This is a genomic window from Oscillospiraceae bacterium CM (assembly GCA_022870705.1).
Lineage (GTDB): Bacteria > Bacillota > Clostridia > Oscillospirales > Oscillospiraceae > Sporobacter.
In genome coordinates this window covers 1876460-1892731 of the sequence record CP072107.1, presented here as the reverse complement: position 1 = coordinate 1892731, position 16272 = coordinate 1876460, and the positions used below count along the sequence as shown (strand labels likewise).

Genomic DNA, 16272 nt, shown 5'->3' with positions numbered 1-16272 from the left:
CTTTATAATAATTTTAATGAGAACGATTCTCATTTTAAGCGCGATGACTTAAATTTGTGAATATCCGTATGAATATTCACATGTTACGTGAAATTCAGGAAACGACAAAGAAAAACGGAGGGATTTACATGCATCACGGCGGTTACCATCAGCATCACGACGATCACCACCATAACCACGACGGTCATCACGACCACGAGCATACACACGGTAAGGACAACGGTAGCCTAGACCACCATCACGGCGGCGGCCACGACGATTTGCTCCCGGGTATCGGAGAGGCGGCAGCCTTTGTGCGCTATATGGTTGAGCACAACGCGCATCACGCCGAGGAGCTCGAGAACCTGGCGCATAGCCTTGAGCATCTGCAGCGCAGCGAGGAAGCCGAAGATATCCGCCGCTGCCTGAAGGATTTCAAGAAGGCTGACGAGCACTTGCAGGACGTTTTGAATCGGCTTGTCTGAGGAGGCGTATTATATGTGCTTATCAAAGGTATATGGAAAAAATGATACCGCGGTCCTCTTGAATAATATTCAAAAAGTTGTTTTGGACGGCGACGACATTGTTTTCACCGATCTGCTTGAAAATGAAACGCGTCTGCACGGCAAACTTTTGTCAGCCGATCTTGTCAGCGGGAGAATTATTATTGACACAGGCAACGCATAGCCTTTATATGTGAATCTTAAGACTGGAGAAAAAACATGACACCCATTACGATTGCCGTTGCCGGGAAAGGCGGAACAGGCAAAACAACACTGTGCGGCATTATTGTGGACTATCTTGCAAAGAGCGGCAAAGGGCCGATTTTGGCCGTTGACGCCGACCCGAATTCTAACCTGAATGAAGTTTTGGGGGTGGATATCCAGACGACGCTTGGTGAAATCCGTGAAAAAATGCAGTATAAGGACAATGAAAACGAAGAGCTCCCTTCCAGCATGACAAAGCAGGAATACACGGAGTATATGTTTAACGACGCGCTTATCGAGGAAGACAATTACGACATGCTCGTCATGGGGCGCACACAGGGCGCCGGCTGCTACTGCTATGTCAACGGCGTTTTAAAAACGCAGATTGACAAGTATAAGGGCGGGTACCGCTACATTGTCGTCGACAACGAAGCGGGGCTCGAGCACATTAGCCGCGGTATTCTCCCCCGCATCGATATTCTCTTAATGGTCAGCGACGCCTCGCGCCGCGGGATTCAGGCTGTCGGGCGTGTTGCCGTTATGGTGGAGGAACTCAAGCTTAAGCCCGGCGTTGCAAAGCTCATCATCAACAGAGCGCCGAACGGCCAGCTTGACGCCGGCTTATTAGAGGAAATTGAAAAACAGAAGCTCGACCTTATCGGCGTCGTGCCGCAGGACGATACGATTTATCGCTACGATGCAGATGGAAAACCCAGCTCCGAGGTGCCCGAGTCAAGCCCTGTCAAGGTAGCGATGCGTGAGATTCTCGGTAAGCTTGGCTTATAAATCACAACAAACTTTCAGGAGGTAACATCTATGAGCGTATTAACAGATCTGATCTATGCCGGGTCCAATGCTGTTGCCGGTTTGACGGAAGGCGCCGTTAACGATGCCATTGCCAAATACGGCGCGGATTGCAAAGTGGCTTTCCCGGACACCGCCTATTTCTTCCCGACGATATATGCCGCAACAGGTGTTAAAGTGACAAAGCTGGGCGATTTGCCGGCCTGTGTCGGCGTCCTCAAGAGCCTGATTACGAATAAAGAAGATATCGGCGATGCCTTGAACGCCGGCCTTGCCACCGCCGTCGGGGCGGAAATTCTCGAAGGTCTTAAATGGGCCGCGGGCGGGAATCCTTATGAAAACGAGGGCGGCATCGGTTTTGTGCCTGACCCCGTCATCCGCTCGCTCGGCGTGCCGCTCGTCACCGGCGATATTCCCGGCGTCGCTGTTGTGCTTGGTAAGGCAGACGATACGACGCAGCTGGCGATGGTCCTCAAAGAGTACCAGACGAAAGGTATTCTGACCTTCCTCATCGGCGACGTGATCGATCAGGCTGCCGCCGAGGGCGTCAAAATGGGTCTTGATTTCCGTGTCGTTCCGCTTGGCCATGACGTGACAGCCGTTATCCATGTTGTCACTGTCGCCATCCGCGCGGCGCTCATCTTCGGCGCCGTCCAGCCGGGCGACCTCGCGGGGCTTCTGAAATATACGAAGGAACGCGTTCCCGCGTTTGTCAACACCTTCGGCGCGCTGAACGAAGTCGTCGTCTCCGCCGGTGCCGGCGCTATTGCTTTGGGCTTCCCGGTCATTGTTGACGTTGACCTCGGTGAAAATCAGGTCCCCGGCGCGCTTGTGTCCGTTACCAATCACGTGGACACGGTCAAACGCTCGCTGGAGCTGCGCAACATCAAGGTCAAAGTGAAGAACATCGATATCTGCATGGGTTTTGCCTCTGCCTTTGAGGGCGAAATCATCCGTAAAAGCGATATGCACGCCGAATTTTATTCCGGAACCAATCCGACCTGCGAGCTCGTCGTCATGCGCAAAATCGATGAGATTGAAGACCACAAAATCACAATTGACGGCCCCGATTTTGACGGGACGGCACCCGTTGAGCTTCCGCTGGCGACGTATGTCGAGGTTGCCGGAGCTAAAATGCAGGTTGATTTTGAGCCGGTCATTGAGCGTAAAATTCACCACTGGTTCAACTATGTCGAGGGTGTCATGCACACCGGCCAGAGAAACCTTTTCCGTCTGCGCATCAGCAAGGAAGCCTACCAGAAAGGCCTGCGCCTTAAGGATCTAGCCGAGGTTATCTATCATGAAGTGATGGATGAATTCGACAGCGTCGTTGACAAGTGCCAGGTCACGCTGATTACAGATAAAGCAAAGGTCGAAGCGCTCCTCAATAAGGAAGCGATGCCGCGCTATCAAGCCCGTGACGAGCGCCTTGCCTTGATGACGGACGAAAGCGTTGATACATTCTATACCTGCACACTCTGTCAGTCGTTTGCCCCATCACACTGCTGCGTCGTGACGCCGGAGCGCCTCGGCCTCTGCGGTGCTGTCTCCTGGCTGGACGCCAAGGCGACGAAAGAGCTTACACCGGCAGGCCCCTGCCAGCCGATTACAAAGGTCGGCTGCACCGACGAGCGCACCGGCGCCTACACAGAGGTCAACAAAATTGTCGCCGAAGCCACGCACGGCGCCCTTGAACGCGTCACCCTCTATTCAATCATGGAAGACCCAATGACGAGCTGCGGCTGCTTTGAATGCATCTGCGGCATTCTACCGGAAGCAAACGGCGTCATCATTGCCAACCGCGAATACTCCGGCGTCACCCCCACGGGCATGACGTTTGGTGAGCTGGCCTCGATGACGGGCGGCGGCGTTCAGACGCCGGGCTTCATGGGTCATGGCCGCCACTTCATCTCCTCAAAGAAATTTGCCTCTGCCGAAGGCGGCATTGAGCGCATCGTCTGGATGCCCAAAGAGCTTAAGTCCGACGTTGCAGCCCGCCTGAACAAAACCGCAAAGGAATTATACGGTATTGAGAATTTCGCGGATATGATCTGTGACGATTCGATTGCTACCGAATCTGAAGCTGTGCTTGCATTCTTAACGGAGAAGGGACATCCCGCTCTGGCAATGCAACCAATTATGTAAACGTCAATGAATAAAGTAATCTTTCAATTTGAAGGCGGCGGAGATGTAACAATCTTCGCCGCCTCCGGCGAAAATCTCCTCGATTTAGCCAAAAAGGCCAACGTCGTGATTGACGCGCCTTGCTCCGGCAACGGCTCCTGCGGGAAATGCCGCGTACAGCTCATGAACGGTGACCTCAAGTGTAAGAAGTCGCTCCATCTCGACGATCGGGAGTTTGTCGAAGGCTGGCGTCTGGCTTGTACGGCAACGATCATCGGCGACGTTAAGGTTTTAGTGCCTGACATTGCCTCGGCATTTAAATACAGGATGAAAACGGCCGACTTGTCGTCGCCGGAAGAAGTCCGCATTTTTAATGAACTGCAGGATAACCTGACAGCAGCCGGCCTTCAGCAAAATGGCCTTGTCAGGTCCTTTTCAATCCGGATGGATGAGCCCACGCTGTCCGACACGCTGCCGGACAACGAACGCTTTATGCGGGCTGTCCGTGAGGTCACCGGTATCCAAGAGGTTGTTATACCATTTCATGTTCTGAAGAGCTTGCCGGATATGCTCCGGGATAATAACTATGAACTGCGCTGCATTGGCGAAATGCATGATGACTTTGTCGTTATTCTCGACCTGATGAGCGACACCGGCATGGTGCCCGTTTTGGGTGTTGCCATCGATATCGGCACGACGACGGTCTCGGCGCTGCTTGTTGATATGGACACGGGAAAAATTATCGCGAAGGGCAGCGCAGGCAACGGGCAGATCCGCTATGGGGCCGACGTGATCAACAGAATTATTGAACAGCAGAAAAACGGCGGCATCGACAAGCTGCAAAAAGCCATCATCGGCGAGACGCTTGAACCACTGATCGACATGCTCTGCGACAACGTCAATCAGAAAAAGTGCCGTATCTTCCATATGACAGTTGCGTCCAATACGACAATGAATCATCTGCTGCTTGGCATCAACGCCGACTATCTGCGGATGGAGCCTTACATCCCGGCGTTTTTTGAAATCAATCCGATTTTCACACGCTTTATCGGCATTCGCCTCGCCGTCGGCGCGCGTCTGAGCATTGCCCCTAATATCGGCAGCTACGTCGGCGGCGATATCACCGCCGGAACGCTTGCGAGTATGATCTGGCATAAGGATGAGCTCTCCATGCTCATCGACCTCGGCACCAACGGCGAAATCGTTTTTGGTAACAAGGACTTTATGGTGTCGTGTGCCTGTTCGGCTGGACCCGCCTTTGAAGGCGGCGACATCAGCTGCGGCATGCGCGCCATGCACGGTGCCATAGAAGCATGCACCATTGATGCTGAGACAATGGAACCGCATATGACGATTATTGGTAAAATCCGTCCCGTCGGTCTCTGCGGTTCCGGCATTATCGATGTCATTGCCGAACTGTTCAGGACAGGCATCATCAACGGAAAAGGCAAATTTGTGCGAGAGGGCCGGCGCGTTAAGCACGATGAATTCGGCTTCGGCTGCTATATTCTCGCGTTCCCGGAGGAGTCGGCCAGCGGCCGCCAAGTCTGTATCAATGAAATTGATATTGATAATTTCATCCGGGCAAAAGGCGCAATTTTCTCGGCTATCATGACGCTTGTCAGCGCACTCGGCTTTGCGCCGGAGGATATCGAGCATATCGACGTTGCGGGCGGCATCGGCAGCGGTATTAACATTAAAAATGCTATCCGGATCGGTATGTTCCCTGACGTACCCCTTGAGAAATACAGCTACGTTGGCAACTCTTCGCTCGCTGGCGCTTATGCGGCGCTCGTTTCGGAGGACGCCTCTTCCAAACTTGAGGAAATCTCCAAGAGCATGACGTATTTGGAGTTGTCCACGCAGCCCGGCTACATGGATTCATTCATCGCAGCCTGTTTTCTGCCACACACGAATGCGTCGCTCTTCCCGTCTGTAGAGGTGAATGGATGACGGAAATAATCAATAACAAAGAGGGCGTGCCGCTCGGTATTTACACAGAGCGCTATAAGGCGCTCAATGTTTCAGAGGTTACGGCGCGCTGCGGCGCACCGTTTGACGCCGCGCGCGGTGCTTTCGTCCTGCGCGTCTACGGGAATACGCTATACGCCGCCTGGCCCGAATGGGCGCTCCAGCCTGAGGACCCCGCGTCGTGCCCAAAAGCCCTTCACAGTGGACCGGCTAATATCCTGATGATTCGCTTCCTCCTGGAAGGGCGGGATGTCCCGGCGGCCGGTCAGTACCTTGCCTATCGGGAGCTGCCCTGGGGCGAGGTGTATGACAAGAATTTTCAGGGCCGTTGCATCAAACGGCTGGCCTTCGGCTTTGGCAGCCGGATTGACGCGTTTAAGAAGGGCGCGCTGGCGCTCGGCGGTATTGAATCAAACCGGGCTGATGCCTCGTTCGATCTGCCATATATCGGCGATGTCGTCATTCGGCTGACGCTTTGGGCGGGGGACGATGAGTTCCCGCCGCAATCCCAATGGCTTTTTTCCGATAACACGCCGCAGGCGTTCACAGCGGAAGATGTTGCCGTCGTCGGCGACGTGCTGATTGACGCGCTGAAAGAGCTGTCAAAATAGACTCAATGAAAACAATAAACCGGCGGGAGCATTTCCCGCCGGTTTATTGTTTGCCTTTTTGCCGTTCTTGCCGTCTTACTTCAACAGAATTTCAATGGCCTTGTTGAGTTCGTCAATCGTCACGGTGTCGCCTGATTCAACGGCGTCGACGATGCAGTGGTCAATATGGTCCTTAAGAATGATCTTGGACGTACTATTGATGGCCGAGCGGACGGCGGCCAGCTGAATGAGCACTTCGGAGCAATCGCGCCCCTCCTCCACCATATGTTTGACGGCGTTCAAGTGCCCAATGAGCTTAGAAAGCCGGTTCAATACGGCTTTCGTATTCTGGTGCGTATGGGCATGAGAATGGGCTTTTGCGCCAACTTCACCCGGCAAGCCATCATGGTGGCTGTGACCTTTGCCATGCGGCAGATCCTGATGCGCATGGTCATGGTCATGGTGGCGGCGCTGCGCCCTGTCAAAGTCCGATATCATTTGCTCACCCCTGAAATAAGCTGTGCTTTTTCCCATCATATCGTGTTTAGGTGGACACGTCAATTGCTTTCCGACAGGACAAAGCCAGCGCTTGTTTTCCGCTGTATCCGTATAGCGGAAGCCGCGCGGTCTCAATCGGTTATTTCGCCTTCCGAAAAAACTGTGATGACCTGCAAAGGGATTCTTTTTCGGCTTTTTAGGATCATGTCGACAACCATAGTGGCAAAGTTTTTGCAGCATGGGGCATCCATTCTCGCAATAGTGAGGCTTCTGATATCATTATTCTGGACGATTTTGCAAAGCTTTTCCGAAAATTCAGCGCCGTCAAGCGCCGGACAGCCGATAATCAGTATTTTACTTTTTAACAGGCTCTGATGAAAATCTTTGTATGAAAAGGCCGCGCAATCAGCTGACAACAAAAGATGGGATTTGTGAAAAAAGGGTGCGACGGGAGAAATCAATTTGAGCTTCAGCGGCCACTGAGGCAAATGGGCCTGCCTGGGTGAAGGATTGAATGGACGTTTCCCAAACGTATCGGGGCAGTCCCAGGGGTTATCGGCATGGCACATGGCGGTCTCCTCACTGAAAACATTGAAATTTGAATATAATATAAACGAAAACAACGTCACAGTGTAAGCCCCCCATCGGGATGCGTTTGTTTCCACGCGCCATCTCCCCAAACAAAAAATGATGGAATCCTGCCAAAAAAGAGGACTTTAATTTGACATTTTTAAGCGGAAAGTTCTCTTGCTGGAACGAATTTGCGTTAAATGACAAAAGTGGGCTGCTGATTTTAATATGAATTATGCATTTCAACAAAGTTTGGCCGCCGTATCCCCCATGGGAGCTTGTTGGACAGTGCCATTGCTGATAAACTCTAAAACAAATACAGGCTGACATCAGGGGTTTCAAGTTGAAATAAAGAGAGGATGGCTATTGATGCATATACCTGACAACTACTTAAGCCCAGCGACATGTGTCGTTATGGCCGCGGCGGCTGTACCCGTCGTGGCGGTCTCCATCAAGAAGGTTCGGGAGGAAATTTCACAGGCCAAAATGCCGCTTCTAGGAATCGGCGCGGCCTTTTCTTTTCTCACAATGATGTTTAATGTGCCGCTGCCCGGCGGCACGACAGGGCACGCCGTCGGCGGGACGTTGATTGCCATACTGCTCGGCCCATATTCGGCCTGCATTTCCGTTGCCGTTGCGCTGATTATCCAGGCGCTTCTATTTGGGGATGGCGGTATCCTCGCGCTGGGCGCCAATATCTTCAACATGGCCATCGTCCTCCCGTTTGCCGGATATTTTATTTATAAATTAATCCGGGATCGATTTGGCTCCGGTAAAGGCGAAATCGTCGGTGCTGCCGTAGGGTCTTATGTCGGCCTCAACGCCGCGGCGCTCTTGACGGCTGTTGAATTTGGCCTCCAACCGCTTCTCTTCCAAACGGCCGCGGGGCAACCGCTATACTGCCCCTATCCGCTTTCTGTCTCCATCCCGGCCATGATGATTCCGCATTTACTTGTGGCCGGTGTTGTTGAAGCGGTTTTCACCGTCTTTATCTATAGCTTCATTAAGCGCGTTTCGCCGGGCATGATTTATGAAGGCAAAACAACGCGCACAAAAGCCATTTACGGTCTGCTTGCAGCACTCATCTGCCTGACCCCTCTGGGGCTCTTGGCCGCCGGGACAGCCTGGGGCGAATGGGGTGCCGATGAAATTAACACCGTTTTGTCGGGCGGCACGATGCTCGGCTTTGTCCCGCAGGGGATGCAAAATGGCTTTAACTTCAATGCGATATTGCCCGATTATGCCATTACCGGGCTGCCGGAGATTGCCGGGTACATCATCTCCGCCGTGCTGGGTGTCGCCATTCTCATCATCGCCTTTAAAATCCTGGCAGCTTTCAAGAAAAATAAAGCAAACGTTTAGGAGCTAAATTTATGCCGGAATGGCTTTTAACATCAGAACAGTATGAGCCTGTCAAAGACAAGGATACTTTTATTAACAAAAGTATCCTGTCGATGATCGGCCTCATTGCGCGCATAAAAGCGCAGGATTCAAGAGGGAGAGACCTGTTTGGCGTTAACCCCGTCGTCGCTGTTTTTATGACGTTTTTGCTCGTCGTTCTCATTTCGCTGGTGCGCTATTTCTCGTTCGTGCTCATTGTTATTACGTTCTTAATATTGATTTTGTGCCTCATGCCCGCTGGGGATATTATAAAAGTCCTGCGCGTGAGCTTCGTTGTCACGGTGTTTACATTCATCATTTTGCTCCCCGCCGCCTTTTTCGGCAATCACCTGAGCCTGACGCTCATCCCGGCCAAGGTGTTCGCCTCGGTTACAGCCGTCAATATCCTCGCGCACGTCTATCGCTGGAATCGCCTGATTGCCGCCCTGCGGGTCTTCCGTGTGCCAAACCTTCTAATTTTCGTCCTTGATATCACACTCAAATACATCGTCATGCTGGGCGAGTTTTCTCTTGAGATGCTCTACGCGCTCAAGCTGCGCTCCGTTGGCAAAAACACCGAAAAATACGCGTCGCTTTCCGGCATCGCTGGGACGATGTTTCTTAAATCGCGTGTGATGGCGGAAGAGCTGCACGAATCCATGGTCTGCCGCGGTTTTACAGGGACATATAAAACAGCTGCCGCTTGGCGTTTTTCATTCGCCGACGCCGTCTATATTCTTATGAATGCCGGTATACTGGCCGTCTATATTTATATCAGCCGAGGTTAACATGATTGAGCTTCAAAATGTCAATTTTTCGTATGACGGGCATCTGGCCCTCCGTGATATTAATTTAAAACTTGGGCGGGGCGAAGCCGTATCGCTCTTAGGTGCAAACGGCAGCGGCAAATCAACGCTGTTAAAGCTAATCAACGGACTCATCGCGCCAAGCAGCGGAACATATCTGTTCGAGGGGACTGAAATTAACCCCAGAAAGCTGCGCGACACGGTGTTTTCCAAAGCGTTTCACCAAAAGATCGGATTTGTTTTTCAAAATTCCGATACGCAGCTTTTCTGCCCGGACGTTTACGATGAAATCGCCTTCGGTCCACGGCAAATGGGCCTTGATGAAAAGGCTGTCGCGGCGCGGGTTGAAGACTGTCTGCAGCTACTAAAGCTCGAAGACTTCAGAAACAGGCAGCCGTATCACCTGAGCGGCGGCGAGAAGAAAAAGGTGGCGATTGCCTGTGTGCTCGCGCTCAATCCGGAAATTCTGATCCTTGACGAGCCGATGAACGGGCTCGACCCGCGCTCCGAGCGCTGGCTTGTCGCCTTTCTCCGACAGCTGAACAAGGCGGGCAAAACACTGCTTCTGTCAACGCATAATCTGGAGCTGGTGCAGGAAATATCGCAGCGTGCCGTTTTATTTGACGAGACGCACACGATCGCAGCCGACCTTGAAACGAGGTGCCTGATGGACGATATCGAGCTGCTCAAGCGCGTCAATCTGGTCGACGAATTCTATCATCGGCATGAAGACAGCGGGCACGGGCATTATCATATTCACAATTATTAATGTGTTTTTCAATTCAGTCAGAAGACCGGCTAAGGCCGGTCTTCTGTTATTGATGGCTTTATCCCTCGGAAAACAATAATCAGAACATGATAATTGAAGAAAATAAAAGCAAGATGGGCTGTGAACGCGTCTGAATGCCATAATAGTCAACGATGGTCAAATTTGGCGCGTTTATGCCCTGCCCTCAATTTGACCTTTACTGACTATTAGTTTAAAATAGACTTACATCAGTATAGCTCGTAATGGGAGGTGACGCGTATGGATTTTAAGGACTATTATAAGGTTCTCGGCGTTGAAAAGAGCGCGTCGGCGGAAGAGATCAAGAAGACGTATCGGAAGCTCGCCAAAAAGTATCACCCTGATACGAACGCGGGCAGCAAGAGCGCTGAAGAAAAGTTTAAGGATATCAGCGAAGCGTATGAGGTGCTTGGTGACGCCGATAAGCGCTCTAAATACGACACGATGTATGACGACTTAAAGAGCGGGCGCGCCGGCGCCGGATTCGGCGGCGGTTTTGACCCGAATATGTACAGTAATTACGCCGCCGGTAACAACGGCGGGTATACGTATACCTGGAGCGGCGGAGACGGCGGCGCTGATTTCAGCGATTTCTTTAACATGTTTTTTGGCGGGCGCGGCGGCGGTTATGACGATCTGTTTGCCGGAAGAAGCCGCGGTTTTTCGGGCTATAACGCCGACGGGCAGGATATCGACGCCGTCGTAGAGATCGGCATCCGGGAGGCCTTTAAGGGCGGTGAGAAGACGATTTCACTTCAGACGCAAAGCGGTACAAAGACCGTTAAATTCAAAATTCCGCCCGGTATTCAAAGCGGGCAGAAAATAAAGCTCTCCGGTCTTGGCGGCCCGGCTGCCGGGAAGGGCAAGCCCGGCAATCTGTATCTTGAAATCAGCCTTAAACCGGAGGCCGGGTTCTCGTTCAACGGCCCTGATCTCGAAAAGACAATCGACGTCTATCCGTGGCAGGCAGCCCTTGGCGACAGCATCCGTGTCAATACGCTTGACGAGCGGCTGAGCGTCAAGCTCCCGGCGGGAATTCAAACGGGCGGCAAGCTGCGCGTTGCCGCGCGCGGCTATCCGGGTAAAAACGGCAAGAGGGGCGCGCTCAGCCTCGTAGTAAAACTTGTCAACCCGGGTGTTATCTCCGGTGAAATGAAAGCGCTGTATGAGCAGCTTGCATCAATTTCTAAAAAACAGACGGAAAATCAGTGATGTGAGAAGGGGGTTATAACATGACGATTGATAAATTCACACAACGCGCGCAGGAGGCTATTGCCGCCGCGCAGGAAACAGCCTTGCGGCGCAATCATCAGCAGGTGGACGGCGAGCATTTGCATTTCGCGCTTTTAACGCAGACGGATGGCCTTATCCCGCGCCTTCTGGGCATCATGGGCGTTGAAACCGACCAGCTCGCTGAAGATATTGAGCGGGAGCTTGACAAAATCCCGGGCGTCACCGGCTCCGGCAGTGAAAGCCTCTACGCCGGACGGCGCCTGTCACAGCTGCTGCTTGCCGCCGAGGACAGCGCCAAGCGCTTCGGCGACGCGTTTGCCGGTGTGGAGCACTTGTATCTGGCGCTTTTGGGTGAGCGGAACACGCCGTCCTCAAAGCTTTTCGCCAAATACGGCATTACAACGGAGAAGTTTTTGGCAGCCCTCAACGACGTGCGCAAAAATCAGCGCGTGACGAGCCAGAACCCCGAAAACACGTATGACGCCCTGCGTAAATACGGCACCGATCTCGTCGAGGCGGCAAAAAACGGTAAGCTTGACCCTGTCATCGGGCGTGATCAGGAGATCCGACGCGTGATGACGATATTAAGCCGGAAAACAAAGAACAACCCGGCGCTCATCGGGGAGCCGGGCGTCGGCAAAACGGCCGTCGTCGAGGGCCTCGCGCAGCGCATCTGGAAGGGTGACGTCCCGGAGACGCTGCGGGACAAAACGATTTTCGCCCTTGACATGGGCGCGCTCATCGCCGGGGCCAAATATCGCGGCGAGTTTGAAGAGCGCCTCAAGGCCGTTCTTGATGAGATCACGCAATCTGAAGGGCGCGTCATTTTATTCATCGATGAGATGCACAATATTGTCGGTGCCGGGAAGACGGAAGGCGCGATGGACGCAGGCAATCTTTTAAAGCCGCTCCTCGCGCGCGGAGAACTCCATTGTATCGGCGCAACGACGCTTAATGAATACCGCCAGTATATCGAAAAGGACGCGGCGCTTGAGCGGCGCTTCCAGCCGGTCACGGTGAGCGAACCGTCCGTCGAGGACACGATTTCCATCCTGCGCGGCTTGAAGGAAAAGTATGAGATTCATCACGGCGTGCGCATTACGGACGGGGCAATCGTCTCCTGCGCCGTCCTATCCAGCCGATACATTTCAGACCGCTTCCTGCCCGATAAAGCCATCGACCTGATGGACGAAGCGGCGTCGATTATCCGGACGGAAATTGACAGTATGCCCGCGGAGCTCGACGAAAAAAACCGCAAAATCATGCAGCTGGAGATTGAGCGCGAGGCGCTGAAAAAGGAAAACGACCGCCATTCGAAAGAGCGGCTGGACGCCCTGCAGAAGGAACTCAGTGAGACGAAAGCGTCGTTCGAGGAGATGAGCGCCAAATGGCAGGCGGAAAAGCAGAACATCCAGAAGGTCAGTAAGCTCCGTGAGGAGATTGACCAGGTCAAGGCCGTTATTGAAAAGGCCGAGCGCAATTACGACCTGAATACGCTCTCCGAGCTCAAATACGGCCGCCTGCCGGAATTAGAGCGCCAGCTGGAGGCTGAGAAAAACAAGACAGACGCGCAGGATAACGCGCTCTTGCGCGAGGAGGTTACAGAAGAGGAGATCGCCGAAATCGTCGCCAGATGGACGGGAATCCCTGTCTCTAAACTGATGGAGGGACAGCGGGAAAAGATTCTTCATCTCAGCAAGACGCTCCATCACCGTGTCATCGGCCAGGATGAAGCTGTTGACGCCGTAGCTGACGCCATTTTGCGCTCGCGCTCCGGCTTATCCGACCCAAACAGGCCGATCGGTTCGTTTCTGTTCCTCGGGCCGACAGGCGTCGGCAAAACGGAGCTGGCTAAGGCGCTCGCCGAGGCTTTATTCGACACGGAATCAAACATCATCCGCATCGATATGAGCGAGTATCAGGAAAAGCACACCGTCTCTCGGCTCATCGGCGCACCGCCGGGCTACGTTGGCTACGACGAGGGCGGCCAGCTGACGGAAGCCGTCCGCCGCCGCCCTTACAGCATCGTTCTCTTTGACGAGATCGAGAAGGGCCATCCGGATGTCTTCAACACCATGCTCCAGATTCTTGACGATGGACGCCTGACGGATGGGCAGGGACGGACGGTGAACTTCAAAAACACCGTTGTCATCATGACGAGCAATATCGGCAGCCAGTATCTGATGGAGGGCATCGACGGTGATGGTGACATCACCGAGTCGGCGCGCCAAAACGTGATGAGTGCACTGCAGGCGCACTTCCGCCCGGAATTTTTGAACAGGCTGGACGAAACCGTCCTCTTCAAGCCGCTCTCCATGGCCGAGATCATCCGTATCATCGACCTCATTTTGGAGAAGACGGCGTCGAAGCTCAAAGAGCAGAACATCGCCCTTGTCGTGACGGAAAAAGCCAAAAAACGAATCGCCCAAGCCAGCTACTCGCCCGTCTACGGCGCGCGACCGGTCAAACGCTATGTGCAGAAAAATGTTGAGACCGCCGTCGCCCGCATTATCATGCAGGGGGACACCGTTGACGGCAGCACCATTACCGTTGACGCTGACGACAGCAGCCTTCTGTTTCAGGTGAAAGACCCGGTGATGGCATAAAGAGAACGACTCTAACGAAAGCGGGGCGCTGATTTTCAGCGCCCCGTTGTTGTTTTGGAGAGGCATTATTAAAGCACGGCAGTTGCGCCGGGCTAAACATCATGGGATGATTGAAAAGCCGTCCGAAAACAGATAAAATATGTTTATGGCGATCTTCAAAACGCAGGGAAGGATATTTAATTATGAAAGAATTTAATGGAAGCCAGGGCTATATTGCCTCGGATGACTTAATGCGCAGTGTTAATATCGCGGTTGCCCTCCAAAAGCCACTCCTTATTAAAGGGGAACCGGGAACGGGGAAGACGATGCTTGCCGAATCTGTGGCGGGGGCGCTTGGGATGGAACTCATCGTCTGGAATATCAAGTCCACGACGAAGGCGCAGGACGGGCTGTATGTGTATGACACGGTGCAGCGCCTATACGACAGCCAATTTGGCGGCGAGGGTGTTGATCAGATTGCAAAATATATCAAGCTTGGCAAGCTAGGCGTGGCGTTTAATAACGAGAAACAGGTCGTTCTCTTGATCGATGAGATTGACAAAGCAGACCTTGAATTCCCGAATGATCTGCTTTGGGAACTTGATAAGATGGAGTTTTACATCCCGGAAACAGGAGAGACCGTGAAAGCGGCGGTCCGACCTGTTGTTATCATCACGTCGAATGCCGAGAAAGAGCTGCCGGACGCGTTTCTGCGGCGCTGTATTTTTCACTATATTGCTTTTCCTGATCAAAAAATGATGGAAAATATCGTGCGTGTTCATTTTGAAAACTTGGACGACGCGCTCGTTCAGCAGGCGCTCAAATCATTTTACGCGATCCGCGCCATGCGTGGCATTCAAAAAAAGCCAAGCACCTCAGAACTGCTTGACTGGATTGGCGCGCTGCAAATCGGCGGTATCACACCGCAGCGTCTTGCGGAAGAAATCCCCTTTATCGGGGTTCTGCTCAAGAAGGACGAAGATTTTGGCGTTCTCTCCCGCGGCGGGAATGCCAAGCGCGCTTTATAGAGCACCATGTTTACTTCTTTTTTCTATCTGCTCCGCGCCAAGGGACTGAAGGTGTCCACGCAAGAGTGGTTTGCGCTGCTCCGCGGGCTGCAGCTCGGGCTGCATAAATCAAGCCTCACGGGCTTCTATTACCTCGCGCGCGCGACGCTCGTCAAAACCGAAGCGGACTTTGACGCGTTCGATCTTGCCTTCATAGAGTATTTCGAAGGGATCAAATCGTATGACGACCTGCCGGAGGACCTCCTAAACTGGCTGTCCATACCGGGCGACGGCGATTTCGATGCGGAAGCCTTTGCCGATCTGCCGCAGCTTGATTTGGAGGCACTGCGCCAAAAGCTGGAAGGCAGGACGGAAGAAGAGCACGAAAGCCACGATGGCGACAGTATGTTTCTTGGCACCGGCGGTGCGTCGCCCTTCGGCAATTCAGGAGACAAACCCGGCGGCATCCGCATTGGCGGGGTCAGCAAGCGCCAAAGTGCCCTGCAGGTTGCCGGGGCGCGGCGGTATTTGGACTTCAGGGAAGACAATGTCCTGGAAGACAGGCAATTTCAGATGGCTTTTCGGTCTTTACGGCAGTTTTCCGCCAATGAGGACGGGCCGAAGGATGAGCTGAAGCTTGAGGAGACGATTAGCGAGACGTCTGAAAATGCCGGCAGGCTGAAGCTCGTTTTCGGGCGGCCTCGGCGCAATAGCGTCAAATTGCTTGTTTTGTTTGACTCAGGCGGCTCCATGCTCAGCTATGCCAAGCTTTGCGGGTCTCTCTTCCAAGCCGCGAACAAATCCAATCATTTCAAAGACTTGAAAACGTATTATTTTCACAATTGCTTCTATGACCGGCTGTATACAACGCCGGTCTGCACCGAGGCTCACAGTGTTGAGACGGAGTGGGTGCTGCAAAACCTGAAAAGTGATTATCGCGTTATTGTGGTGGGGGATGCGGCCATGGCGCCGACAGAGTTGCTCCGGCCGGGCGGGGCAATTGATAACCGTCACCCCAATCAGGAGCCCGGTATTGAATGGATTCGCCGTTTTAGAAAAAAATTCGAAAAAATGATCTGGCTCAATCCCGTGGAGCAAGCTACGTTGGATGAGGAACGCGGGTCAATGACGATGCGGCGTATCAAAGAGGAAGTACCGATGTATCACCTATCGGTCGGCGGCCTGCAAGCCGGATTAAAAAGCCTCATAGCCGCAAGATAAGAGGCGACTC

14 protein-coding genes are annotated in these 16272 nt (G+C 53.1%); 13 read left to right on the top strand and 1 reads right to left on the bottom strand.

Annotated features, from left to right (window positions below; all coding sequences use genetic code 11):
* The first annotated feature begins 128 nt into the window (after window positions 1–128).
* The 6 genes from IZU99_09410 to IZU99_09385 are packed head-to-tail and all read left to right on the top strand — an operon-like array spanning window position 129 to window position 6196.
* Window positions 129–464, top strand: coding sequence for a hypothetical protein (locus IZU99_09410; GenBank protein ID UOO37455.1), 336 nt, complete (start codon window positions 129–131; stop codon window positions 462–464).
* Between the two features lie 13 nt (window positions 465–477).
* Window positions 478–666 carry a CooT family nickel-binding protein gene (locus tag IZU99_09405; protein ID UOO37454.1) on the top strand — a complete coding sequence of 63 codons (189 nt, stop codon included), beginning with the start codon at window positions 478–480 and terminating at the stop codon, window positions 664–666.
* Window positions 667–701: 35 nt separating this feature from the next.
* The gene (locus tag IZU99_09400) at window positions 702–1472 is read left to right on the top strand and encodes an AAA family ATPase (GenBank protein ID UOO37453.1); all 771 of its coding nucleotides are present in this window, start codon (window positions 702–704) and stop codon (window positions 1470–1472) included.
* 30 nt (window positions 1473–1502) lie between these two features.
* Entirely contained in the window at window positions 1503–3635 is a 2133-nt protein-coding gene (cdhC, locus tag IZU99_09395) for a CO dehydrogenase/CO-methylating acetyl-CoA synthase complex subunit beta (protein ID UOO37452.1), read from the top strand.
* A gap of 6 nt (window positions 3636–3641) precedes the next feature.
* The gene (locus tag IZU99_09390) at window positions 3642–5567 is read left to right on the top strand and encodes a DUF4445 domain-containing protein (GenBank protein UOO37451.1); all 1926 of its coding nucleotides are present in this window, start codon (window positions 3642–3644) and stop codon (window positions 5565–5567) included.
* The gene (locus IZU99_09385; GenBank protein ID UOO37450.1) at window positions 5564–6196 is read left to right on the top strand and encodes a DUF3786 domain-containing protein; all 633 of its coding nucleotides are present in this window, start codon (window positions 5564–5566) and stop codon (window positions 6194–6196) included. Before IZU99_09390 ends, IZU99_09385 begins: the two co-directional genes overlap by 4 nt.
* A 75-nt stretch (window positions 6197–6271) precedes the next feature.
* Here the strand turns inward: IZU99_09385 and IZU99_09380 are convergent, their stop codons facing one another.
* On the bottom strand, window positions 6272–6673 hold the full coding sequence (locus IZU99_09380) for a metal-sensing transcriptional repressor (protein ID UOO37449.1): 402 nt from the start codon (window positions 6671–6673) through the stop codon (window positions 6272–6274).
* 939 nt (window positions 6674–7612) lie between these two features.
* Here IZU99_09380 and cbiM point away from each other — a divergent pair.
* From cbiM to IZU99_09345, 7 genes are all read left to right on the top strand, one after another.
* Window positions 7613–8605, top strand: coding sequence for a cobalt transporter CbiM (gene cbiM, locus IZU99_09375; GenBank protein UOO37448.1), 993 nt, complete (start codon window positions 7613–7615; stop codon window positions 8603–8605).
* 11 nt (window positions 8606–8616) lie between these two features.
* A complete protein-coding gene (locus IZU99_09370) occupies window positions 8617–9411 on the top strand; it encodes an energy-coupling factor transporter transmembrane protein EcfT (protein UOO37447.1) in 795 nt (264 codons plus the stop codon).
* Between the two features lies 1 nt (window position 9412).
* Window positions 9413–10198, top strand: coding sequence for an ABC transporter ATP-binding protein (locus IZU99_09365; GenBank protein ID UOO37446.1), 786 nt, complete (start codon window positions 9413–9415; stop codon window positions 10196–10198).
* Between the two features lie 258 nt (window positions 10199–10456).
* The gene (locus IZU99_09360; GenBank protein UOO37445.1) at window positions 10457–11428 is read left to right on the top strand and encodes a J domain-containing protein; all 972 of its coding nucleotides are present in this window, start codon (window positions 10457–10459) and stop codon (window positions 11426–11428) included.
* Between the two features lie 20 nt (window positions 11429–11448).
* On the top strand, window positions 11449–14055 hold the full coding sequence (gene clpB / locus IZU99_09355) for an ATP-dependent chaperone ClpB (GenBank protein UOO37444.1): 2607 nt from the start codon (window positions 11449–11451) through the stop codon (window positions 14053–14055).
* A gap of 182 nt (window positions 14056–14237) precedes the next feature.
* Window positions 14238–15062, top strand: a complete 825-nt coding sequence (locus tag IZU99_09350) for a MoxR family ATPase (GenBank protein ID UOO37443.1) — start codon at window positions 14238–14240, stop codon at window positions 15060–15062.
* Window positions 15063–15068: 6 nt separating this feature from the next.
* Window positions 15069–16262, top strand: coding sequence for a VWA containing CoxE family protein (locus tag IZU99_09345; GenBank protein ID UOO37442.1), 1194 nt, complete (start codon window positions 15069–15071; stop codon window positions 16260–16262).
* The last annotated feature ends 10 nt before the right edge of the window (window positions 16263–16272 follow it).